The following is a 23707-nucleotide window of genomic DNA, read 5'->3' on the forward strand; positions in this document are numbered from 1 at the left end:
GACGTCAGCCCTGCGCGAGATCCGCGAACCGCGAGTAGTGCAGCTGGTGAGCCACGGTGATCGTGGCCGTCGGCCCGGCACGGTGCTTGGCCACGATCAGGTCCGCCTCGCCTGCGCGAGGGTCGTCCCGCTCCCACGCATCAGGACGGTTGATCAGGATCACCATGTCGGCGTCCTGCTCCAGCGACCCGGACTCACGCAGGTCGGACAGCTGCGGCCGCTTGTCGGTGCGCTGTTCCGGACCGCGGTTCAGCTGCGAGATCGCGATGACCGGTACCTCGAGCTCCTTGGCGATCAGCTTGAGGTTTCGGGAGAACTCGGAGACTTCCTGCTGACGTGACTCGGACTTCTTGCCGGACGACATCAGCTGGAGGTAGTCGACGACCATGAGCTTGAGGTCGTGCCGCTGCTTCAGGCGGCGGGCCTTGGCGCGGATCTCCATCATCGTCAGGTTCGGCGAGTCGTCGACGAAGAGCGGGGCCTCGGAGATCTCGCTCATCCGGCGGGCGAGACGGGTCCAGTCGTCGTCGCTCATCTTGCCGCCTCGCATGTCGCCGAGGCGGATGCGCGCCTCGGCGGAGAGCATGCGCATGACGATCTCGGTGCGGCTCATTTCCAGCGAGAAGATGGCGCTGGTCATGCCGTGCTTCACCGAGCACGACCGCGCGAAGTCGAGGCCCAGCGTCGAGTTGTGGGTCGGGATCATCGACTCGCCCGCGAGGTACAGGTGGTCGTGGTTGTCGACCTCGACGCAGCGCACCGGCACCGAAGCGACCGGGCGCACCGCGCGGATCTCGACCCGCTCGGTGCTGCCGAGGGTGCCCTCGAGCTCCTCGATGTCGCGGCGCAGGCGGGCGAAGCGGCCGTCGACCGTGAGCGACGCCAGCAGGTCGCGGCGCTGGTAGCGGCTCGCCCGCAGGTACGCCGCCGGGATGTGCGGGTCCTCGTCGAGGCCGAGTTCCTTCGCGGTGCGGAGCTCGGCGTCGGTCAGCTCGAGGTCGCCGAAGCCGGACAGGAACAGGCCGAGCGAGGTCGGGGTCAGCGGGAGCGACGTGGCGGGCAGGTCCCACATCGGCGACATGCGGATGTAGTGCCGGGACAGGCCCGCGGTCTCGAACAGCTGCGCGGTCGTGCGGATCGCCCAGAAGCCACCCGTCTCGCTGCACGACTCGGTCAGCCACTGGTGCTCCGCGTCGGCCACGATCACCGTGCCGTCGGAGAACTCCACCGAGAAGCACGGGCGGCCGGGCATCACCTCGGTCGCGGCGACCACCGTCGTCGGGCGGCCGTCCGCACCCATCAGCTGCGAGCCGACGGTGACCTCGCCCATCGTGGTCCAGCCGGTCGGCGTCGGCAGCGGCGTGTCGAGCGCCAGCGCCTTGCCGACACCGGGACGCGCGGCGACGATGATCATCTGGCCGGGGTGCAGGCCGTTCGTCAGCTCGTCCAGGTCGGCGAAGCCGGTCGGGATGCCGAGCGACGAGCCACCGCGCGACGCGATCGCGTCGATCTCGTCCATCGTCGGCTGGAGCAGGTCCTCCAGCGCCACGTAGTCCTCGGTGGTGCGGCGGTCCGTGACCTCGTAGATCGCGGCTTGCGCGCGGTCGACCACCTCGTCGACGTCCGCGCCCTCGGCACCGTTGTAACCGAGCTGCACGATGCGCGTGCCCGCCTCGACGAGACGGCGGAGCACCGCCTTCTCGGCGACGATCTCCGCGTAGTAGCCGGCGTTCGCGGCCGTCGGCACCGTCGCGATCAGCGTGTGCAGGTACGGGGCACCGCCGACGCGCAGCAGCTCGCCGCGGCGTTCCAGCTCGGCGGACACCGTGATCGGGTCGGCGGGCTCGCCCCTGCCGTACAGGTCGAGCACGCAGTCGTAGATCGCCTGGTGCGCGGGACGGTAGAAGTCGTTCGGCGCGAGCGCCTCGATGACGTCCGCGATCGCGTCCTTCGACAGCAGCATGCCGCCGAGCACCGACTGCTCGGCAGCAAGATCCTGCGGAGGCTGGCGCTCGAATCCGGGCTCCGCCATGCCCCGGTCGTCTACCAGCGCCACCGTGAGATCACCCCATCGACTCGTGCCTGCACCTCAGGTTTGTACCCCGAGGGTCTGACAATTTCGGAGATTTCGGCCCGGCCACACTGCGCGATGGGCGATGTCCGCGAGGCGACGCTAGAGGGACCCATCCGGAGCAAGCAAACCAGCCTGTGGACAACTCGGTGGACATCCTGTGGATGTGCGCCCGCAGCCGGGTAGAAGGTGGGGACAACCTGGGGACAACCACAATCGTGACATGGAGACCCGCAGGTCAGCGGCTGTGCACAACTTGTGGAGAAACTAGTCGGTGACACCCTCGGCGTGTCGCGTCAAACCGTCTCTTCGGCGTGTCGCGAGCCTCGTGTCACATCGACTTATCCACAGGCGAGCCGTGTCGAGACGCTACTCCAAACGTGCAAAAGCGCCACCCGACCAGACCAACCTGGCCAGGTGGCGCTTCCATGAAGCACTACGCCGAAGCGGTCACCACGAGGGGGAGCGCGACGGTGACCTCCGGGTGCAGCCGGATGGTGACCGAGTGCTTGCCGGTGGTCTTGATGTGACCCGGCAGCTCGATCGCGCGCTTGTCCAGAACCGGACCACCGGCGGACTTCACCGCGGCGGCGATGTCCGAGACGGTGACCGAGCCGAACAGCTTCGACGAGCCGGCGGCGGCCTTGGCCTTCAGCGTGACGCCGCCGAGGCCCTCGAGGGTCGCCTTGATCTCCTTGGCGTGGTCCAGGTCCCGCACGCGGCGGGTGTCCTGGGCGCGCTGGATGACCTGGATCTGCTTCTGCGCGCCCTTGGTCGCGACGATCGCGAGACCGCGGGGGAGCAGGTAGTTGCGGCCGTAGCCGTCCTTGACCTCGACAACGTCGCCGGGGGCACCGAGGCCGGACACGTCAGCGGTGAGGATGAGCTTCATCGTTGCGTCTCCTTTCTCAGCGAGCGGTCGAGGTGTAGGGCAGCAGCGCCATCTCACGGGCGTTCTTCACGGCAACAGCGACGTCGCGCTGGTGCTGCGAGCAGTTGCCGGTGACGCGGCGGGCACGGATCTTGCCGCGGTCGGAGATGAACTTCCGAAGCAGCGTCGTGTCCTTGTAGTCGATCAGGCTCGCGCTCTTGTCCTTGCAGAAGGCGCAGACCTTCTTCTTGGGCTTGCGCACAGGCGGCTTGGCCATGTGTCTCTAACTCCTGGAATTACGCGGTGAATGAATGTCTGGATGACCGGTGCGGTCGGTCTAGAAGGGGGGCTCGTCGGCGAAGCCGCCACCGGAGCCGGCCGGCGGGGCGGAACCCCACGGGTCGTCAGCGGGGGCGCCACCGCCACGGGACTGAGGAGCGCCGCCGCCGAAGCCGCCGCCTCCACCGTCTCCACGGCTGACCTTGTTGACCTTCGCGGTCGCGTAGCGCAGCGAGGGGCCGATCTCGTCGACCTCCAGCTCCACGACAGTGCGCTTCTCGCCTTCCTTCGTCTCGAAGGAACGCTGGCGCAGCCGTCCGGTGACGAGCACGCGCGAACCGCGGGTGAGCGACTCGGCCACGTTCTCGGCGACCTGCCGCCACACGTTGCACCGCAGGAACAGCGCTTCGCCGTCCTTCCACTCGCCGGACTGGCGGTCGAAGGTGCGGGGCGTGGATGCGACCGTGAAGGACGCAACCGCGGCACCCGACTGGGTGAAGCGGAGTTCCGGGTCGGCGGTCAGGTTCCCGACCACCGTGATCGTCGTCTCACCAGCCATGGCTTGGGAGCTCCCCTATCCGAGGTTCGTCAGGCCTTGACGGCCGACTTGGCGGGCTCGCGGCGCAGGACCTTCGTCCGGAGCACCGTCTCCTGCAGACCGAGCTGGCGGTCCAGTTCCTTCACCGCGTCGGGAGTCGAGGTCAGGTCGAGCACCGCGTAGATACCCTCGGTGTTCTTGTTGATCTCAAAGCTCAGCCGGCGCTTGCCCCAAACCTCGACCTTCTCAACGTTTCCGCCAGTGGTGCGGATGACGTTGAGGAACGTGTCGAGAGACGGCGCGATCGTGCGCTCGTCGAGACTGGGGTCGAGGATGACCATCACTTCGTAATGACGCATGAGGACCACTCACCTCCTGTGGACTCGCGGCCACGGGCTCTCCGTGGCAGGAGGGTCGTCGCGTCAGCAACTGACAAAGAGTAACAAGGAGCGCTCGCCGGGCTTTTTCGGGGTGGTCACGCCGGGGTGCGACGCAGCACCCAGGTGCGCACCAGCGCACCGGTCACGCAGGACAGCGCGAGCACCGCGACCAGCACCGGAAGGCCCACACCGCCGACGCCGCGCAACCGCGGCAGCGCCTGCGCCCGGCCCGCCGTGTGCACCGGGTCGCCGTTGTAGCCCTGGCCCGTCGTCGACCTCGGCACCGCGGAGCCGTACCGGACGCCGGGCGACGGCGAGTAGACGCCGGGCATCGCGAACGGCAGCGAGCCGTAGCTGAACAGCGGCACGCGGCCGAAGTTGTTGCCGAGCGAGTAGAGGCTGAAGTTCCCGTTGGACGCGGCCACGCCGCCGACCGGCGTCGCACCGGTCTGGTTGCCGGGCGGGGTGCTGCCCGGAGGCGTCGTCCCCGGCTGGCCCGCGGGCGGCTGCGTGCCGGGCGGGACGGTCGGTGCGGTGGTCCCGGCGCCGGGCAGGTTCGGCAGCGCCTTGGGCGCGTCCTGTATCGGCGCGGCCACCTTGTTCACGCCGGTCACGACGACGCCGCAGCCGTTCGTCAGCGTCGTCTGCACGGACGACGCGAGCGTGCCGATGATCGGCCCGAGCAGCGGCATCTTCCTGAGCTCGGCGACGACCTGGTTGGCGATGGTGGCGCCGGAGATGGTCGTGGTGCCCGTCTGCACTGCGCCGATCGGGATCGGCGGCAGCGCGGTGAACGCCTGCTTGAACGGCGCGGCGAGCGGCGGTCCGAGCAGCGGGATCTTGTTGATCAGGTCGGTGACGGGACCGACGACGGCCGACGGGCTCAGCGAGACGGGCTGACCAGGCGTTCCCTGCACGGACGTCGCGCAGCTGCCCACGACGATCGGGTCAGCGGCCGCAGCCGTCCCCGCACCGATCGAGGCCGATACCAAGGTCACGAGCAACGCGGCGGTCGCGCTCGCCAGTCTCATGTGCCGTCCACCTTTCCTACTTACAAGTAACGAACGTACGGCCAGGTGGTGACGCCGGTCATGTCTCCTTTTGACAATTACTCCTATCGGCGGCGGTCGCAGGTGCGTTGCAGACGCCGACTACCCTCCTTGGCATGCGCATCGGGGCACATGTCCGCGACGACGACCCAGTTGACGCCGCGGCGGAACGCGGTGCCGAGGTCGTCCAGTTCTTCCTGTCCGATCCGCAGGGCTGGAAAGCACCCAAGCCGCACCCCCAGACCGAGGCGTTGCTGGCGAGCGACCTCACCGTGTTCATCCACGCCCCGTACATGATCAACGTCGCGTCGCTGAACAACAAGATCCGCATCCCGTCGCGCAAGAACGTGCTCCAGCACGCCAAGGCGGCGAAGGCGGTCGGCGCGCAGGGCCTGATCGTGCACGGCGGCCACGTCACCAAGGGCGAGGACCCGGCCGAGGGCTTCCAGAACTGGCGCAAGTTCTTCGAGCGGCAGGTGGCCGACGGCGGCTTCGACGTCCCGATCCTGATCGAGAACACCGCTGGCGGCGACAACGCCATGGCGCGCAGCTTCGACGCGCTGGCCAGGCTGTGGGACGCGGTCGGTGAGTTCGGCGCGGGGTTCTGCCTGGACACCTGCCACGCGTTCGCCGCGGGCGAGGACCTGGTCGGCATCGTCGACCGGGTGAAGGCCATCACCGGCCGGATCGACCTGGTGCACCTCAACAGCTCTCGTGATGAGTTCGCGTCCTCCCGCGACCGGCACGCCAACATCAATACTGGCACCATCGACCCTGACCAGCTGGTGGCCGTTTGCGCCAGCGCCGACGCCCCGGTCGTGGTGGAGACACCCGACGAGGGTCAGGCCGGCGACATCGCGTTCCTGCGCGACCAGCTCGGCCGGTGAGACTTGTGCACGAGGTGGTGGCCGTGGTTCCCGAGCAGCGTGATGCCGGGCGCCGAGGCAACCGCTTCGGGCGCACCGCCCTCGCCGTGCTGGTCATGCTCTGCGGGCTCACCCTGCTGATCGGGTTCGCGAACAAGGACCGCTGCACCGGCCCGTCGTTCGACGAGTGGGGCCGCACGCAGCCGGACTACGACAAGCGCAACAAGGCCGAGGTCTGCTACTCGGACATCCAGCACCTGTGGATCGGCAGGGACATCGACCGGCACGTCTTCCCGTACGTCGACGGCGGCATCAACGACAGGGGCCTGCTCGTCGGCGGCTCGGTCGAGTACCCGGTGCTGACCGGCCTGCTGATCTGGGCAGGCGCGCTGTTCGCGCACAACGACGCGGAGTTCCTGCTGTACTCGGCGCTGCTGATGATGCCGTTCGGCCTGCTGACCGGTTGGCTGCTCGGCAAGCTGGCCCGCTGGCGCGCGCTGCTGTGGGCGATCGGTCCACCGCTCGTGCTGTACGCGTTCCACAACTGGGACCTGCCGGTCGTGCTGTGCTCGGTCGCGGCCGTCTACGTCGTGCACCGCTGGAAACGGCCGCTCGTCGAACGCTCGGTCGTCGCGTCCGTGCTGCTCGCGCTCGGCTTCGCGTTCAAGATCTACTCCGGCATCTTCGTGCTGCCGCTGATGCTCTACGTCCTCACCGGCGGCCGCGACGGCAAGGAACTGCCCGACGGCAAGAAGTACGACCTCGCCGGCGCGTGGCGGGTCGCGATCGCGGCGGTCATCACCGTGGTGCTGGTGAACCTGCCGTTCGCGATCGCCGGCTACGAGGGCTGGAAGGCGTCGTTCACGTTCCAGCAGCTGCGCCGGGTGGACATCACCACGAACTCGGTCTGGTACTGGGGCCTGCGCCCGTTCATCAGCGACGACGAGATGCAGTCGCTGGTCGGCGTGCTCTCCCCCGTCACGATCATCATCTCGTTCGCCGTCGCGTGCTGGCTCGGCTGGCGGCGCTACCAGTCCGAGGGCACCTACCCGTGGATCCCGGTGTCCGGCGCGATGCTGTGCGGGTTCATGCTGCTGCACAAGGTCCACTCGCCGCAGTACACGCTGTGGCTGGTCCCGATGCTCGTGCTGCTCAGGGTGCCGCTGCGGTGGGCGTTCGCGTACTTCGCCGCCGATCTCGCGATGGGCATCGGCATCTTCCGCTGGTTCTACGCGATCGAGTTCAACCAGCCGGCGGGCATCTACGACAGCTTCTCCGCGCAGGCCGTGATGATCGGCGTGTGGGGACGCGCCGCGCTGCTCGTGGCCCTGTTCGTCGCGTTCCTCAAGGCCCGCGACGTAGTTTCTGACGATGACGACGAGCGCGGGGTACTCGGGGAAGCCGCTCCACGTGAAGTTGGGCGCAAAACCCGGCTCCCGCGTGCTTCTGGTGAGCCCGCCTGAGGGCTTCGCACTCGACTGCCCGCACCACACGCGCGCCGGCCGTGAGCCGTACGACGTGCTGCTCGTGTTCTGCCCGATGCTCGCGGACCTGCACCGCCAGTGGGAGAAGTCGGTCGCCCGGATGACCACGGCGGGCGCGCTGTGGATCTCCTGGCCGAAGAAGTCGTCCGGTTTCGGCTCCGATCTCGACGAGAACCTGGTGCGTGAACACGCGCTCGCACACGGGCTCGTCGACGTGAAAGTGTGTGGGGTCGACCAGACGTGGTCCGGGTTGAAGCTGGTCAGGCGCCTGAAGGACCGGTAGCCCCCGGACGGCCGATGCGTCAGATCCACTTCCCGGCGCATCCTGGGTGAGTGCGGATGATCGGCCTGGTTTCCGCGGGGGTGGCGTCGCTGCTCCTGCTGACCGGTGCTTCCGACGCACAGGAGCCGCAGGCCCCGCGCTGGGTGCCGACGTGGCACGCCGTGCCCAACGAGGCGTCGGCCAACTCCAGCCAGACGATCCGCACCCTGGTCCGGATCACCGCGGGCGGCACGTCCGTGCGCGTCCGGCTGTCCAACGCGCTCGGCACCAGGCCGGTGCGCGTCGACCGGGTCACCGTGGCGCTGTCCGCGGGCGGGGCGAACGTGCAGGAGGGCTCGCTGCGCGAGGTCCGCTTCCGCGGCGCGCGCGGCACCACGATCCGCACCCGCGGCGCGGTGTTCTCCGACCCGATCGCGCTCAACGCGTCGGAGCGCGCGCTCCTGCTCGTGTCGACCTACGTGCCCGCCGGCTCGCCGTGCCACGCGCGGGCGCACCGCACGAACTACGCGGCACCCAGCGGCGACCACACCGGTGACCTGACCGGTGCCGCGTTCACCGCGAACCACACGTCCGTCTGCCTCGTCGGCGGCGTCGACGTCACGGGCACCGACGCACCCGGCGCGGTGGTGGCGCTCGGCGACTCGATCACCGAGGGCGACTCGGGCAGCTGGCCCGGCTACCTCGACACGTCCAGCGCGGTGCTGAACTCCGGCATCTCGGGCAACTGCGTGACGCTGCACGGCGACGCGATGGTCGTCCGGCTGTACCGGGACGCGCTGTTCAGCCCGCAGGTGCGCACGGTCGTCCTGCTGGGCGGCATCAACGACATCCAGCAGGACGTGCACGCCGACACGATCATCGCCGCGCTGCGCACGATCCGCGCCCGCACCCAGCTCGCCGGGGTGAAGCTCGTCGTCGGCACGGTCACGCCGTGGCGCGGCTGGGGCGCCTACAACGACAAGCGCGAGTCGCAGCGCCAGACGCTCAACGAGTTCATCCGCACCGCGGGCATCTTCGACGGCGTCGTCGACTTCGACGAGCTGCTGCGCGACCCGGCCGACGTGCTCAGACTGCGTCCTGAGTTCGACTCCGGTGACCACCTGCATCCGAATGACGCGGCTTTCCGGACGATGGCACGAGCCGTCGACGTGTGACCAGCCGCCGGTCCGGCGCACCCTCCAGCACCCCGGCGAGCGGGTCGCCATCGCTGGCCTGCCGCACCAGGTCGAGCTCGGGCCGGTAGATCTCCCGCACGACCATCGCGCACAACGCGATCACCGCGACGTCCCGCACGACCACCGCACCGAGGAACCAGTCGATGGGCAGTCCCTTGTTGTCCGTGCCGAGGTAGAAGTACATCCGCGGCGCCCACACCAGCGCGTCCAGCGTCATCCACGCGAGCACCGGCTTCCACCGCGGGATCGCCAGCACGGCGAGCGGCACGAGCCACAGCGAGTACTGCGGACTCCACACCTTGTTCGTCAGCAGGAACGCCGCCACCACCAGGAACCCGAGCTGTGCCAGGCGCGGCCTGGTCGGCGCGGACAGCGTCACGTACCCGATGCCGATGCAGCACAGCACGAACAGCACCGCGCTCACCGTGTTCAGCACCTCGGGCGCCTGCCCCTGCTGCAGTCCGGGGTCGAAGCCGGGCCACCCGGTGAACTGGCTGATCACGTTGTACAGCGAGTCCGGGTCGACGCCGCGCTCGGTGTTGAGCCGGAAGAACTCCTTCCAGCCCCTCGCCGTGTCCGGGTTCAGCGCGATCGGCAGGTTCACCGCCGCCCACGCCAGTGCCGCGGACACGGTCGTGATGATCCCAGCCCGCATCCGGTCCGATCTCCAGCACAGCAGGAGCAGCGGCCCGAGCAGGAACAACGGGTACAGCTTCGCCGCGCCGCCGATGCCGAGCAGCACGCCGGCGAGCACCGGTTTCCGCCGCGCCCACGCCAGCAGCCCACCGGCGGCGAACGCGGTCGCGAGCGCGTCGAAGTTCGTGAACGCGTGGACGATCACCAATGGCGACACCGCGACCAGCGCCGCGTCCCACACCCGTTGCCGCGCACTCCGCGCGACCGCCCACACGGTGACCAGCCAGGCCAGCGCGAGCCAGAACGCGGTGACGTCGAAGAACACGATCACCGTCATCGGCAGGCCGGGCACGAGCGCGACGAGACCCTGCGCGACGCGCGCGTTGAGCCACTGGAACAGCCCCGTGAGCACCGGGTACTCCATGTACCTGACGTGCTCGGTCGGCTTGCCCTCGTCGTCCTTCCACGAGGTCTTGTACGGGAACGCGCCGGGCTGGTCGAGCCGCTCCGCCGTGTACAGCGGCACCGTGTCCGAGTAGCACAGCGCGGTGAACTGCCTGCTGCCGCGCCAGTCCAGCTGCACGACGCCGTTCTCGTCGACGTACTGCTGGATGCACGGCGCCTTCTGCAGCCACCCCAGCGCCAGCATCACCACCGCCAGCAGCAACACCACCCGCAGCGGCGACCAGAACCAGTGCCTGCCGATCTGCGCGTGCCTGCCGAGCGGCCCGCCGAACGGCCTGCTCGCGTGCCGCGCGATCGACTCGGTCCACGTCGGCGGGATCCGCTCGGCCGTGGTCAGCGACTCGTCGTCCTCGGCTGGCAACTCCGCGGGGCTGGTTGGCACGTCGCGGATGCTAACCGGATCAGCGTGGTCGCGCGGTCAAACGGAAAGGGGCGGCACCCTCGTGCCGCCCCTTTCCGGTGCCTCAGCCCGTGGCGATCTGCTTGTCCGCCAGCGTCCGCGCGCGGAACTTCCGGGTGGCGTCGAACAGGTCCTCGGGTGCTCCGGCACCCACGCCCTGCTTCAGGTCCCAGCCGCCGATCTTGGCCGCGACCTTCTTGAGCAGGGGCGATCCGGGCTTGACGTCGATCTGGAAGTGGCCTTCCTGCGGCGTCTTCTTGTTGTCGCCGCCCCAGCGCACGACACCCTCGCAGTCAGCGAGGATGTCCCGGATGGCCGCCACCTGGTGCTTGAGGAAGCCGCCCTTGGCCCCGGCCGGGTACACCTTGGGCTGGATGGCGAACGCCGTGCCGGACAGGTAGTTCGTCTGGTGCGGCGCGTCGGTCGTCTTGGCGGCGCTGAGGTGCCCCGCCTCCAGTGCGGCGACCTCGTAGTGGAACCGGCGCGCGACGTGCAGCAGCACCGTCGCGACCTCGCCGGACCGCAGTGCGACGGAGGCCGCGGAGCCTTCGACGACGTGCGGCGCGACGGCCTTCGGGTCGACGGACCAGCCGTTGGCCGACTTCGCCGCCTGCGCTTCCGCGACGGCGGGCACGCCGAACCCGACGGTGGCCGCGGCGGCCAGCCCGCCCGTTACGGCGAGGAACCGCCTGCGCCCGAGTCCCCCAGTGGTGTTGTTCATGATCTTCCTTCCCCCTGGTGTGGTCAGCCGCGGACGAGCCGGTCGATGGTGTCGACGAAGCCCTGGATGAACGGGTCGAGCTTGTAGGCGGGCAGGTGCTTCGGCAGAACCGCAGGCCCACCGGCGTCGTCGTAGACGACTCCCTCGTGCATGCCCTCCATGACGGGGTCGTTCTGGGCCGTCTTGGGGATCAGCGCGTTCCTCGCCGCCTCGGCGACGTTGGCCAGGCTGCCGCCGAAGCGCAGGTTGTAGAACGTCCTGAACCGGTTGACGTGCCCGTTGCCGGTGAGGTGCGCGCGGAGCGCCTCGTTGATCTTGGCGCCCCTCTTGATCGCATCCAGCATGATCACCGCGTCGGCATCCGCGACGATGTCCTCGAGCTTGTAGGGGGAGTCCACGTTGACCTTCATCAGGCGGTCCGTGCAGTACTGGTAGCCGGAGGCGTACTCCTCGTCGAAGCGGCGCCACGAGCCGTAGAACGAGACGAGGTCGCCCGCCCAGCCGGCGAAGTCGCCGCGGCTGAACAGGTTGCCCGGTCCGAGGCCCCAGATGTGGCCGAGACTCGCCGCGGCGCCGAAGTGCGGAGCATCGAAGTTGACGCCGAACGAGGGCTCCTGACAACCGAAGATCCACTCGGTCCGGGGGATGCGGTTGGCCACGAACTCGATCCAGTCCTCGCTGACACCACCGCCCGCGAGGACGTCCCACGGAATGCTGTTGTAGGCCTGCACGCGCAGGAACTCCATCACCCGGAGGTTCGCGTACCGCTCGTCCCCGTTGTGGTACGCCACGGCCGCCGCGTAGAGCCGGTCCATGAAGCCCAGGAAGGCGTCGACCGGTGAACCGGGTTTGTCGACGTTCTCCGGGCCGCATCCGATGTCGGTGCCGCGGTAGACGTCGTTGTCGAGGTCGAAGACGTCACCGCTGTTGTTGAACTTGAACTCCTTGATCTGGTTGAACGACCAGTTGTTCGGGTTCGAGAAGCCCAGGTTGCCGGAGAAGCCCCAGGACATGCCGGACACGAAGGAGTGCCGGGCGCCGACCGCGGCGCTGACGCGCGAGCACACGTTGCGCGACCCGTAGACGCCGATCACGTACTTCTTGCCGCGGTTCTTCAGCGCGGCGTTGACGCCCTGGAAGTACGGGATGATGTTGCTGTTGATGTCCGCCGTGGTCGCGTCGTAGTCGACCGCGAAGTAGATCGTCGTGCCCCGGTTGAACTTGTACACATCAGACGCCCGTTCGTGCGCCATGATCCCCTGGTCGTAGCCCGTCGACCAGGTGAAGTCGCCCAGCCGCCGCCCGTTCCACTGCCAGATCGGGAACACGCGCAGACCGCTGGAGAAGATGTCCTGGAGCTCTCCGGGCTGGATCTCCTTGTCGAGGGTGCTCTCCGGCGGTTCGTGCAGGTACCGGCCGACGACGACATAACCGGCGTTCTTCAGCGCGCGAGACCTCGAAGCAGTGATGTGGTACCGCGTGTCACAGGCCGTCACCTTCCGGTCCGGGTCTCCCGTGGACACCAGCAGCTGTGCCCAGGTCGTGAAGTCCCCCCTGCCGTTGGGGTCGATGTGCGAGAACTCCTGGAACTTCCGCAGCCAGTTCCCCAGCCCCTCGGTCCAGCTCGAGGTGAAGGTGGCGTACCACTCGTTGGGGAAGAGGAAGAAGGGTGAGTTGAACACGCAGGCCGCGCTGAACAACCGGATCCACGCCGCCGGCGAACCCGGCTCGATCGTGTTGCGGCGCAGCCCGGCCTTCGTGCCTTCGCCGAAGTAGCCGGTGGCCTGGTCGTCGGGGACGCCGAGCTCGTACTGGATGGCTTTCAGCAGCGCGGTCTGGACGTCACGCGTGTAGTGACCGTCGCACGGGATGATGAAGAACGAGGACCTCTGGACGTAGGTGCTGTTGAGCCACCGCTGAATGGTCCGGACTTCCTCACGGCCCCCGGAGAGCAGGACGTAGGCGTCCATCGTCAGCAGTGCCTTGATGTGTTTGACGAACAGCTGGGAGGACGTGCTGTTGTCCACTCCCATGTTGTTCTTGAGCTCGGCGGCGGCCTGCTGGCTCTCCACGAGCCAGTTGCCGTCGACGTCGCCCGCCCAGTACCCCTTGCAGAACAGGGCGTGCTGGATGATCTTGATGATGTTCTTGTTCCTGCTGGCGGTGACATCGCCCAGCGCGGCCACCTTGGCGTAGGTGCCGTCGCCGAAGTTGGCGGCCACCGGGCTGATGCCCAGCTCGTGCTGCAGGCCCATCGTGAGCGAGTACATGACGTCCCAGCTGGTGCTGCCGTCCTCGTCACATCTCTCGTAACCGGCGACACCGCCGTAGGTGGCGTTCACCCACTTTTGGGCGTCGAGAACCTTCTGATCCACTTGTTTCCCCCAGAAACGACGACTGCGACCACCAGCAGAACGAGCGCAGTCGGGTTGACCCACGACGAGACGAGGTCGTGGTTGGCATTGCACTTCATGCTCAGCGGCAGGTACGAGTCGCGCGGGTACAGCGTCAGGTCCAGCTCCGCGCCCTGCCGTGCGCACTTCTCCTCGAGCTCGAAGGCGAACGTCTGGGTCAGGCCGTACAGGTAGACGGCGAACGAACCCAGCAGCGCCACCATCGCGGTTGTCGTCCACGGCCGCTGCCGCCGGTCGGCCCGGCGGTAGGCGAAGCGGATCGCCAGCGCTGCCAGCAGAACCAATGCGATGAAGAGCGCGAGAATCATGTCGTCCTCACTTCAAGCGAACAGTGCGAGTGACCGTCCCGTACATCGGCACGGAGGTGGGCAGCGACGGCGCGCACTCGGTGTCCGCTTCGTCGACACGGGGAGAACCGTTGGGACGCACCAGGAAGCGCACGCAGATCCGGACCGAGGTCCGCTCGTACGTCCCGCCGCCGCCGCCCTCGCCGCGCCCGTAGAACACCGCGTCGAGCTCGAAGCCGCCCTCGACGTCTCGGCTGCCGAAGACGCGGTCGGCTCCCAGCGCGGCCGTGGCGTCAGGGACTCCCCTGCCGAGCGCGGCCACGCCATCGAGCTGGTCACGCCCCTTGCCGACCGAGGCACGCGCGTCTTCGACGGCGTGCTCGAACGCCCGGTCCTCGCTCGACGAGCACGCCGCCGTGCCGGCCACCACGAGGGTGGCCAGCACGGCGGCGACGGTCACTCGGTCGGTCAAAGCCCGAGTCGCCGCAACGCGTCGGTGAACACGTCGCCGTAGATCTTGTGTCCTTCCTTGTTGGGGTGGAAGCCCTCCGCCGCGATGAGCGCGCCGTTGGTGAGGGGTTCGTCGGACTCCGTCTTGTCGGTCTTGATGAAGTTGATCCGCTCCGGATCGCCGCACGCGCCCTTGCCCTCGAACGCGGACATCGGGTCGGCGTAGGTCATCGGGATGTGCTCCTCACCGACCAGCCTGAGCTCGAGCATGCGGTACTTGTTCGAGAGCGCGGTCGCGACCTCGCCCGTCCACTCGACCGTGCGCGGGGTGAAGGTGACCGCGCACGAGTTCCTGTTCTCCATGAGCTTCGGGTAGCCCATGAGCACGATCTTGGCATTCGGCGCCATCTTGTGGATTGTTCTGATCGCCGTGGCGACCGAAGGCATGACCTTCTCGTCGATGTGCCTCGGGACCGCGTCCTTCAGCATGCCGGGTCCGAACCGGTCCACCATCTCGCTGTCCTTGCACTGCGACTGGGTGTAGAAGCACTGCTGGATGAGCGGGCTGAAGTACGTGTCGTTGCCGCCGATGGACAGGGTGACCAGCGTGGTGTCCTCGTCGACGAACCCGCGGTCCAGCTGGGCGAGCTCGTAGTAGCCGGCCGCACCACCATCGCCCCACGCGTCCCTGGGCGGCTGCGACTCACCGGGTAGGGCGTTGCGCGGCAGGAGGTCTCGCACCCGTGCACCACTGCACGCCAGGAGGTGGTAGTCCAGCGTCGGGTTGTTGTAGAAGTCGGCGATCGAACCGATCGTCACGCCGTTGTCCCGAGCCAGCTTCCCCTGTCGCGACCACGCGTTCGGCGAACGGTGGCACGCGTTGCGCCACCGCGGCTTGTCGCCGTCGATGTTCGTCTCGCGGTAGTACGCGGGGTTGCCGCCGGATCCCTCACCCGAGGAGTACGAGTCGCCGAGGGCGACGATCAGGTTGTCCGGCTTCTTCGCCAGCGGCTGGAACGCGATCGCGTCCCAGGCGATGTCCTCGACGCCCTCGCCGTCTTCGGTGGTCGAGGACAGCCGCACCTTCGGCCTGCCGGAGAACTGGAATGCCCCGAGCGACACCCACTTGTTCTGCTCGGTGCGCTGGAGGACGACCCGGTGCTTGGTCTTCGACCCGGTCTCGATCTCGTACCTGGCCTGCCTGGTGTGCGCGCCGTGATCAGGGATGTGGACCATGACCCGAGCCCACTGGTTCAGGTCCCGGTTCAGCTCCCACGTTCCGGTGATCTTGAAGAGGCTGTCCGCGTACTTGTTCCGCGTGTGCCCGAACCAGAAGTGGTTGTCGAAGCCCGCACCGATCTGGTGGAGGTCGATCGCCGCGGCCGGGTCCGAGAACTCGAACTTGAGCGTGCCCTGGTTGGTCCAGCCCCGCGAGCACTTGCGCATCGGATCTGCCCACTTCGACCCCGGCTGCTGCGGCGTCTGCGCCACGTCGTCGATGATCAGCACGTCCTGGGGCAGGGTTTCCAGCCCGCAGCGAGGCGGGTAGTTCGTGCCCCAGTTCGGCATCGGCTCCACGTCGTAGGTGAAGTTCCAGTTGCCGCAGGTGGAGTCGCAGTTGGCCTTCCACTCCGCGGGGAAGTGCCACCAGCACTTGAGGTCGTACTTCCCGTTCGCCGGGTTCTTGTGACCACACGGCCCGGCCGGTTCCGGATCATCACCGGGCCCCGGCAGCACGGACGGGTCGTCCGGCGTCCACTTCTGGTTGGGGTAGCAGTCGTTCTGCGCGGTGCAGAACAGCCTGGCCGGAGGCTTCACCTCCGAGCGCTGCTGGGTGGTGTTCCACCACGCGATCGCGTATCCCGGCCCGGTGGGCGTGGCGATCGAGAACGCGGCCCAACCCATGATCTTCTCGGGGTACGGCCAGAACTGCGGGTTCTTGGCGTCGCACTGGCACGTCTCCAGGAACGGGGCGCGGTTCTCCTTGTAGCGCGGGTTGATCGGGTTGTTGGTCCACCCGAGGCCCCACGGCGAACCGTCGCCCTTGTTGGCGTTGAACCCGGAGTTGTAGGCCCAGACCGCGAAGAACCAGTTCTCGATCTTGCGGGAGTTGCCGTTGTTGAGGACCAGCCCCGCGTTCTTGGTCTCGTTCCACTTGGTCTGCAGGATGGTGAGACCCTTGGCGATGTTCGACTTGAAGTCCAGCGCGATGGCCTTCTGCTGGTCGGCGGGGAGAGCCTGCCCGTGCTTCTTGGGGTCGCCCTCCCGGCCCGCCATCCGCATGCCGTCGGTGACCTGCGTGATGCCGTAACCGCAGTCCGCCTGGTCCCAGTGGATGTCCCAGTCGTCGACCTGGCTGTTGTTGTAGATCGCCAGCCCGTAGTAGTTGCCGATCAACGGGTTCGCGGGCACGCCGGGCAGGGCGAACCGCGACGCCTGCCACAGGTTCGACTCCTGCGCCATGATGCCGAGCAGGATCTGCGGCGGCACCTTCTGCCCGTCGCCGATCGAGACCGGCGGGAACATCTTCTGCGCGCCGTCGTTCTGCTCGAGCGTGCCGAGCACGGCCCGGTCAGCGGCCCACTCGGCCTGCTGCGGCGTCGGCTGGGTCGCCATCCCGTTGGGGTCGTTGCGCGGAAGCGAACACACCCGCTGGGCAGCGTCGGTGAGATCAGTGCCTGCCACCTGCGCCTGCACGCTGGCGCCACCGAGCTTCGGGTGCACCGCGCGGCCGGTCGCGGCCTGGTCGCTGACGTCGTCAGCCGGGTTGACCTTGAAGCCGACCTTCTTGCCGGTGGCGAGGACCTTCAGCTCGACCTTCGCGTCGCGCACGGCTTCACCGGTCGCGGTGGGCTTCTCCCACTCGGACTTCTCGACCGCGCTCCTGCCCTCGGTGGAGAGGACGGCGTCACGTGCGACGTCGATCTTGGCGACCGACGGGGGCAGCGCGGACACGGTCTTCGCGGCGCCGGTGATGAACACCTTGCCCGCCTTGCCCGAGGTGACCGCCAGGTCCTTCAGCGCACCGGTGGCGAGCGTCGTGACCTTGGGCTTCGCGTCGCCCGGCACGGTGCGCCGCGCGCGGACCTCGTCGCCGAGGCGCTCCAGGAAGACCACGCCGCCGTCGGCGTCGGGCTTCAGCAGGAACGGCGTTCCGGTCGCGGCGGCGAAGCGGGTGCGCACGCCCTTGTCGTCGATCTTCACGACTGCGTCGCGGGCCGCTGCCACGATGCCCGCCTTCGTCGGCACCGCCGACGTGACCTGGCCGTCGACCTCGATGCGCTTGGCCACCGAGCCCGCGGCCGCGTCGAGGCGGTTGAGGCCGGTCTTGGCGAGGTCGTCGCCCTCCTGCGTGAGCACGGCCTGTTCGCCGGTGCCGCAGCCGGGGTTGAAGTAGGCGAGGCTGGAGCGGACCGGCAGCTTCGTCACCGCACCGCTGTCCAGGTCGACCACGGCGCTGAACCCGCCGCGGGCCGCGAGCTGCTCCCGGTTGGTGAAGATGCGCGGCGCGTAGACGACGACCGCGCGCTTGCCGGACTCGGTCACGCAGGCGTTGCCGACCCACTGGTCGGCGTCGAAGCCCGGCTCTGACAACGATGCCGCGGTGCGCCACGTGTAGCCGGTCGCCGCGTCGGCCACCATCACGTGGAAGCCGTCGGCGTCGCCGCTCGTGGTCCACGCCCGGTCGTTCGACTTCTCCCAGTCCTTGCCGAGCAGCTCGTCGCGCTTGCTCGGGTCCGTCGAGTTCGCTTCGGCCTGGTTGGCCGGTGCTGCCGGTGGTGCCGGTGCTTTGGGTGCCGCTGCGGCGATCGACGGGCTCGCGATCAGCACTATCGCCGCTGCCAGCAGCGCGGTCGATCTGGTGCGCGTTGTGCGCATGTAATCCCCCAGGATTAGTTTTTGAAGAGCTAATGGAGCGGTACGGTCAGGTCCCGTCCTCCTTGATCATTTTTGTGCAGCACAACGGCCCGAATCGACGGAGATGTCGAATCAGGTGGTCAGCGGTGTGAGCTGGGTCAGGTGCGCATGGCCGTCAGAGCAGCACGATGTTTCTCGGCGCGACGAAAAAGGCGCGTGACCTTCATGAACCCCCCAGTTCAGTGTCCGGCTCGGTAGTTAACCGGCTGCCAGGTGCGGCGTCAACTCGCCCGCCTCGGCTGAGACGAGGCCCACCTGCCCGGTGCGACGAAAAGGGCCCGGCGCTGCTGCGCCGGGCCCTCGTTCAGTTCGTCGGATCTCGCCGGTTGATCGGATCCGGTGGTGGTTCCTCGCTCGTCGACGTCGTCGGACACCCGACGATCCCGCACGGCTTCGTCGGCTTCGTCGGCTTCGTCGACGACTCGTCCGGGTCGGTTGACCTGGGCGGAGTCGTCGAGGACGGCGTGACGGAGGAAGGCGGAACCGACTGCGACTTCTTCGGCGGCTCGAAGTTGCCCAGCGGCTTGGGCTTGGGGAACTTCTCCACCGGGGTGCCGTTCAGCGCGGCGTCCATGAACTTCTTCCAGATCTGCCCTGGCAGACCGCTACCGAAGACCGGGTTGCCGGACCTGTCCTTGATCGCCACGTTGCCCGCGTCCTTGCCGATCCAGACCGACGCGGACAGCGTCGGCGTGTAGCCGACCATCCAGGCCTTCGAGTTCTGGGAGGCGTTGTCGGCGAGCTCGTGCGTACCGGTCTTGCCCGCGCATTCCCGGTTGTTCGCGCACGCGATGCCCTTCTTCGGGATCTCCTTCAGCACCTCGGTGACGTTGTCCGCGATGTCCCGGCTCTTCGTGGCGTCGGGGTCGAATGCCGGCGCGCTCTTGTCGGTGTGCTGGTACAGGAGTTCCTTGTCCGGGCCCTCGATCTTCGTGATGAAGAACGGCTTGCGGTAGACGCCGCGCGAGGCGAACGTCGCGAACGCCGACGCCATGTCGAACGGACGCACCTGCGCGTCGTCCGCGCCGATGGCGATACCGGTGTTGGGCGCTGCGCCCTCCTTGCCGGTCAGCGTCTGCTTCGCCTTGCCGTCGATCATCACCGTCTCCGGGATGCCCGCCTGGTGAGCCGCGTCGGCGACGGCCTTCGGGCCGGTGTCGTTGGCCACCATGTCGTAGAACACGGTGTTCAACGACTCGATCATCGCCTGCTTGATCGGGCACTGCTTGCCGCACGTGGTGTTGCTCGCGTTGCGGATCGGCACGCCGTTGATGATGCGCGGTGTGCTGTCGTAGGTGTCGCCGATGCCCTTGCCCATCTGCAGGGCGGCGACCAGGTCGAACGGCTTGAACGTCGAGCCCGCCTCCTGGATCGTGCCCTTGGCGTAGTCGATGCCCTGCAGACCGTCCTTGCCGGCGTAGTACGCCTTGACGGCGCCCGTGGTCGGCTCGATCGCGCTGAGCGACGTGCGCAGCTCCGCGTCCTGGCCCTCCAGCACGGCGTTGACGGCGTCCGTCGCCGCCGTCTGCATGTTCTTGTCGATCGTCGTGTAGATGTCCACGCCGATCTTCTGGGCCCGTTCCATGGTCAGGCCGACGTCGTCGCTGTCGACCTCGTTCTCGACCTGCTGCTGCACGCGGGCGAGCGGACCTTCGAGCCCGGCAGGCCGGGTCTCCTCGAAGTTCAGCGGCGTCGGGAGCTTCTCGCTGCTGCGGTAGGTCTGGTCGATCCAGCCCTTCTGCAGCATCTGGTCCATCACGAAGTTCCACCGCTTCTCGCGGTACTCCTCGTTCTCGGACTTCGACGGCGTCTGGATCATGCCGGCGATGAGCGCGGCCTCCGACGGCGTGAGGTCCTTCATCTCCTTCTTGAAGTACACCTGCGCGGCGGCCTTCATGCCGTCGGCGCCGCGGCCGAAGTGCACCGTGTTCAGGTACGCGGTGAGGATCGTGTCGTGGTCCGACTCGTTGCTCATCTTGTAGGCCTTGACGAGCTCGGTGAACTTTCGCGTGAGCGTCGGGTCGTCCTGACCGGTGGCCTTCTTGATGTACTGCTGCGTGAGACCGGAACCACCACTGGAGCCACCGGTCGCCTGGATCCAGACGGCGCGCGCGATGGCCTTGGCGTCGAAGCCGGGGTTCTCGTAGAAGTTCGCGTCCTCGGCGGCGAGCACGGCCTTGCGGACGTGGTCCGGCACCTCGTCGAGGGTCAGCATCGTCAGGTTCTGGCCCGGCTGGCTGATCTTCGCCATCTCCGAACCGTCCGACCAGTGCAGCGTGATCGTCTTGTTCCGGCCGGCCGCGACCTCTTCCGGCTTCGGCCAGTTGACCAGCGGGTACGCGATCGCCACTGCCAGGATCGGGCCGAGGATCATCAGGCCGAGCGCGACGAAGCTGGCTATCCGGACGCGCTTCCAGATCTTCTTCTTACGCAGACGGCGCTCCTCGTCTTCAGTGAGCTCCGGCTCGTCATCGTCGTAGTAGTCGTCGTCGTACATGTCCGGGTCTTCGTCCGGCTCGCGATGCGTCAGCAAGCCTGGCTCGCGCTGGACCTGGTTCGCGACGGGCGGCAGCTGCGTGGTGGCCTGCTCACCGGGACGACGCGGAGGCACGGGACGGCCGGGGCCGCCGTTCACGGGACCGTTCGGGGCGCCTGGACCGCCCTGCGGGGCGCCAGGAGGGCGTCCGCCGGGAGGAACGGCACCGGGGGGCATCGGGCGCCGCATGCCGCCCGGAGGCGTCTGCGGGCGTCCACCAGGGCCGCCGGGACCACCGGGGCCTCCTGGACCGTTCACCGGACCGCCGGGGCCACCTGGGCCGCCGGGCGCACCGGGACCGTTCGGGCCGGGACGGCGCGGTGGAGGCTGCTGAGGGAATCCACCGGGTGGCGTGCCACCTTGGGGAGGGCGCGCGAAACCACCGGGCGGGGTGCCCGGTCGCGGTTGAGCAGGACCTTCACGGCGGCCGCCGCCATCGGGGTCGTCCCCCGTCGGCCACTGCGGTTCCCCGCCACGCTGCCTGTCATCATGCTGGTCGTTCACGAGAAATGGCCTCCCAGACCGGCGCGCACCAGCGCGCGGTTCGGTGGTCGTACATCGTTCGGAGCAGTGTCACTGCTGTGTCACTCCGCCGCGGTCCTCCTGCGTGGTTTGTCGACTCCACGCGTTCCCAGGACGTATGACTGCACCAGGTGGTTCCAACTACATGTGCGACACACTTCAACTACGTAGACGGTGAACTCCTCGAAGAGGTTCGCCATCCGCGCCAGTTCCTCGGTGGTCCTGGCAGATCCGGCTGCGTGCTTGAGCTCGTCACCGTAGACCCACGAGACGTGGGTCAGTGGCTCCTTGCGGCACACCGGGCAGGTCACATCGGTCGGAGTTCCGTGGAACTTCGCAGCTCGCAGCAGGTATGGACTCGCGTCGCAGACCTCCATGGTGCCCGTCCGGCCGGAGTAGACCTCCGCCAGCAGCGCACGCCGCTGCAGCGAGTAGTCCACGACCTGCCGTTGGGTCAACACGGGACCAGAGTACGTGGCGCCCGCATCCGCATGGTGGGCCGTTCAGGGCAGCGGGGAGCGACGCGATATCACGGTGTGCGACATCCCACAAAGACGAGGGGCTACTGATGTATCGCGGCGATATAATCGCGGCACCTATCGGTGCACGTGCGGGGAGGTGACTCGTGTTCGAGTTCGCGATCCTCGGCCTGTTGCACGAGGCGCCGATGCACGGGTACGAGCTGCGGAAGCGCCTGCACGAGCTGCTCGGCGCGTTCCGCGCGTTCTCGTACGGGTCGCTGTACCCAACTCTGCGGCGACTCCAACGTGCGGGCCTGATCGTGGAGGAGGGGCCGGAGGAATCCACCCTTTCTTGGGGACGTCGGGCGCGCAAGGTCTACCAGCTGACCACCGATGGCAAGGAGCGGTTCGCCGACCTCCTGGTCAACGCCGGTCCGCAGACCTGGGACGACGACTCGTTCGGTGTCCACCTGGCGTTCTTCTCGCGCACTCCGGCCGACATCAGGATGCGAATCCTGGAAGGCAGGCGGCGGTGCGTGGAGGAACGGCGGGAGGGGCTCAGGGCGCGTCTGTCCAAGACGGGTGAGCAGATCGACCGCTACACCCGTGAGCTGCACCGGATGGGGTTGGAGAGCACGGATCGCGAGGTGCGGTGGCTCAACGAGCTCATCGCGCACGAGCAGTCCGAGCAGGACGAGTAGTACTCACCTTTTGTCTAAGGAGGACTCGGCAATGGGCGGAAACCGCCGCACCGTTCGAGTGGCCATCGTCGGGGTTGGCAACTGCGCGGCGTCGCTGGTGCAGGGCGTCCACTTCTACAAGGACGCCGATCCGAGCACCCGCGTGCCCGGCCTGATGCACGTGCAGTTCGGTGACTACCACGTGCGGGACGTCGAGTTCGTCGCTGCCTTCGACGTCGATGCGAAGAAGGTCGGACAGGACCTCTCCGAGGCGATCCTCGCGAGCGAGAACAACACGATCAAGATCGCGGACGTGCCGCCGCTCGGCGTCACCGTCCAGCGCGGTCACACGCTCGACGGTCTCGGCCGGTTCTACCGGGAGACCATCGAGGAGTCGGACGAGACGCCGGTCGACGTCGTGCGGGCGCTGCGCGACGCCGAGGTGGACGTGCTCGTCTCCTACCTGCCGGTGGGATCCGAGGACGCCGACCGCTTCTACGCGCAGTGCGCCATCGACGCGGGTGTCGCGTTCGTCAACGCGCTGCCGGTGTTCATCGCGTCGGACCCGGTGTGGGCGGAGAAGTTCCGCGCGGCCGGTGTGCCGATCGTCGGTGACGACATCAAGTCGCAGGTCGGCGCGACCATCACGCACCGCGTGCTGGCCAAGCTCTTCGAGGACCGCGGCGTCCAGCTCGACCGCACCATGCAGCTGAACGTGGGCGGCAACATGGACTTCCTCAACATGAAGGAGCTGGAGCGCCTGGAGTCCAAGAAGGTCTCCAAGACGCAGGCCGTCACGTCCCAGGTGGACCGCGATCTCGGCAAGCGCAACGTCCACATCGGACCGTCGGACTACGTCGCGTGGCTGGACGACCGCAAGTGGGCCTACGTCCGCCTCGAGGGACGTGCCTTCGGTGACGTGCCGCTGAACCTCGAGTACAAGCTCGAGGTGTGGGACTCGCCGAACTCCGCGGGCATCATCATCGACGCCGTGCGCGCCGCGAAGATCGCTCTGGACCGCGGCATCGGCGGTCCGATCCTGTCGGCGTCGTCGTACTTCATGAAGTCGCCGCCGGTGCAGTACTCGGACTCCGAGGCGCACAACGCCGTCGAGGCGTTCATCCGCGGCGAGGCCTGACCTGTTGTGTCGTTGTGGCCCCTTGGCTCAAGGGGCCACAACGACACCGCTCAGCGCGTTGGGTGCCCCAGCGTGTGCCAGGA

At 68.0% G+C, this 23707-nt stretch carries 20 protein-coding genes; 6 read left to right on the top strand and 14 right to left on the bottom strand.

Features of this window, described 5'->3' with window-relative positions:
• Positions 1 to 4: 4 nt before the first annotated feature.
• The 6 genes from dnaB to FKR81_RS07215 all read right to left on the bottom strand — a co-directional run bounded on the left by dnaB (position 5) and on the right by FKR81_RS07215 (position 5170).
• Positions 5 to 2032, bottom strand: coding sequence for a replicative DNA helicase (gene dnaB / locus FKR81_RS07190; RefSeq protein ID WP_146350396.1), 2028 nt, complete (start codon positions 2030 to 2032; stop codon positions 5 to 7).
• Between the two features lie 475 nt (positions 2033 to 2507).
• Positions 2508 to 2963 (bottom strand): 50S ribosomal protein L9, encoded by a 456-nt coding sequence (rplI, locus tag FKR81_RS07195; RefSeq protein WP_146350146.1) that lies wholly within the window; start codon positions 2961 to 2963, stop codon positions 2508 to 2510.
• Positions 2964 to 2979: 16 nt separating this feature from the next.
• On the bottom strand, positions 2980 to 3219 hold the full coding sequence (rpsR, locus tag FKR81_RS07200) for a 30S ribosomal protein S18 (RefSeq protein ID WP_030480165.1): 240 nt from the start codon (positions 3217 to 3219) through the stop codon (positions 2980 to 2982).
• A gap of 60 nt (positions 3220 to 3279) precedes the next feature.
• Positions 3280 to 3780, bottom strand: coding sequence for a single-stranded DNA-binding protein (locus tag FKR81_RS07205; protein WP_146350147.1), 501 nt, complete (start codon positions 3778 to 3780; stop codon positions 3280 to 3282).
• A gap of 29 nt (positions 3781 to 3809) precedes the next feature.
• Positions 3810 to 4118 (bottom strand): 30S ribosomal protein S6, encoded by a 309-nt coding sequence (gene rpsF / locus FKR81_RS07210; protein WP_081901884.1) that lies wholly within the window; start codon positions 4116 to 4118, stop codon positions 3810 to 3812.
• A 116-nt stretch (positions 4119 to 4234) separates the two neighbouring features.
• Positions 4235 to 5170 (bottom strand): hypothetical protein, encoded by a 936-nt coding sequence (locus tag FKR81_RS07215; protein WP_146350148.1) that lies wholly within the window; start codon positions 5168 to 5170, stop codon positions 4235 to 4237.
• 134 nt (positions 5171 to 5304) lie between these two features.
• Here FKR81_RS07215 and FKR81_RS07220 point away from each other — a divergent pair, with 134 nt between their 5' ends.
• From FKR81_RS07220 to FKR81_RS07235, 4 genes are all read left to right on the top strand, one after another.
• On the top strand, positions 5305 to 6075 hold the full coding sequence (locus tag FKR81_RS07220) for a deoxyribonuclease IV (RefSeq protein ID WP_146350149.1): 771 nt from the start codon (positions 5305 to 5307) through the stop codon (positions 6073 to 6075).
• A gap of 95 nt (positions 6076 to 6170) precedes the next feature.
• Positions 6171 to 7517 carry a glycosyltransferase family 87 protein gene (locus FKR81_RS07225; protein ID WP_235921394.1) on the top strand — a complete coding sequence of 449 codons (1347 nt, stop codon included), beginning with the start codon at positions 6171 to 6173 and terminating at the stop codon, positions 7515 to 7517.
• Positions 7504 to 7821 (top strand): DUF3052 domain-containing protein, encoded by a 318-nt coding sequence (locus FKR81_RS07230; RefSeq protein WP_235921360.1) that lies wholly within the window; start codon positions 7504 to 7506, stop codon positions 7819 to 7821. Before FKR81_RS07225 ends, FKR81_RS07230 begins: the two co-directional genes overlap by 14 nt.
• 56 nt (positions 7822 to 7877) lie before the next feature.
• On the top strand, positions 7878 to 8975 hold the full coding sequence (locus FKR81_RS07235) for a GDSL-type esterase/lipase family protein (RefSeq protein WP_146350151.1): 1098 nt from the start codon (positions 7878 to 7880) through the stop codon (positions 8973 to 8975).
• On the opposite strand, the gene FKR81_RS07240 is transcribed toward FKR81_RS07235, so the two are convergent.
• From FKR81_RS07240 to FKR81_RS07275, 8 genes are all read right to left on the bottom strand, one after another.
• Complete coding sequence (locus tag FKR81_RS07240; RefSeq protein WP_146350152.1) at positions 8887 to 10479, bottom strand: glycosyltransferase family 87 protein; 1593 nt, start codon at positions 10477 to 10479, stop codon at positions 8887 to 8889. The two genes, FKR81_RS07235 and FKR81_RS07240, sit on opposite strands and share 89 nt — an antisense overlap.
• Positions 10480 to 10561: 82 nt before the next feature.
• Complete coding sequence (locus tag FKR81_RS07245; RefSeq protein ID WP_146350153.1) at positions 10562 to 11218, bottom strand: hypothetical protein; 657 nt, start codon at positions 11216 to 11218, stop codon at positions 10562 to 10564.
• Between the two features lie 23 nt (positions 11219 to 11241).
• Complete coding sequence (locus FKR81_RS07250; RefSeq protein WP_146350154.1) at positions 11242 to 13593, bottom strand: glycoside hydrolase domain-containing protein; 2352 nt, start codon at positions 13591 to 13593, stop codon at positions 11242 to 11244.
• The gene (locus FKR81_RS07255) at positions 13557 to 13940 is read right to left on the bottom strand and encodes a hypothetical protein (RefSeq protein WP_146350155.1); all 384 of its coding nucleotides are present in this window, start codon (positions 13938 to 13940) and stop codon (positions 13557 to 13559) included. Before FKR81_RS07255 ends, FKR81_RS07250 begins: the two co-directional genes overlap by 37 nt.
• A gap of 7 nt (positions 13941 to 13947) precedes the next feature.
• Positions 13948 to 14391: a hypothetical protein gene (locus tag FKR81_RS07260; protein WP_146350156.1), complete on the bottom strand. Its 444-nt coding sequence runs from the start codon at positions 14389 to 14391 to the stop codon at positions 13948 to 13950.
• The gene (locus FKR81_RS07265; RefSeq protein WP_146350157.1) at positions 14388 to 18248 is read right to left on the bottom strand and encodes a GDSL-type esterase/lipase family protein; all 3861 of its coding nucleotides are present in this window, start codon (positions 18246 to 18248) and stop codon (positions 14388 to 14390) included. The genes FKR81_RS07260 and FKR81_RS07265 overlap by 4 nt, the downstream gene beginning before the upstream one ends.
• Before the next feature lie 343 nt (positions 18249 to 18591).
• Positions 18592 to 20922 carry a transglycosylase domain-containing protein gene (locus FKR81_RS07270; RefSeq protein ID WP_146350158.1) on the bottom strand — a complete coding sequence of 777 codons (2331 nt, stop codon included), beginning with the start codon at positions 20920 to 20922 and terminating at the stop codon, positions 18592 to 18594.
• A gap of 485 nt (positions 20923 to 21407) precedes the next feature.
• A complete protein-coding gene (locus tag FKR81_RS07275) occupies positions 21408 to 21806 on the bottom strand; it encodes a DUF5318 domain-containing protein (RefSeq protein WP_186762818.1) in 399 nt (132 codons plus the stop codon).
• A gap of 164 nt (positions 21807 to 21970) precedes the next feature.
• Between FKR81_RS07275 and FKR81_RS07280 the strand changes: the two genes are divergently transcribed.
• Positions 21971 to 22507: a PadR family transcriptional regulator gene (locus FKR81_RS07280; RefSeq protein WP_146350159.1), complete on the top strand. Its 537-nt coding sequence runs from the start codon at positions 21971 to 21973 to the stop codon at positions 22505 to 22507.
• Positions 22508 to 22538: 31 nt separating this feature from the next.
• A complete protein-coding gene (locus tag FKR81_RS07285; protein ID WP_146350160.1) occupies positions 22539 to 23624 on the top strand; it encodes an inositol-3-phosphate synthase in 1086 nt (361 codons plus the stop codon).
• The last annotated feature ends 83 nt before the right edge of the window (positions 23625 to 23707 follow it).

The organism is Lentzea tibetensis (assembly GCF_007845675.1).
GTDB classification, from domain to species: domain Bacteria; phylum Actinomycetota; class Actinomycetes; order Mycobacteriales; family Pseudonocardiaceae; genus Lentzea; species Lentzea tibetensis.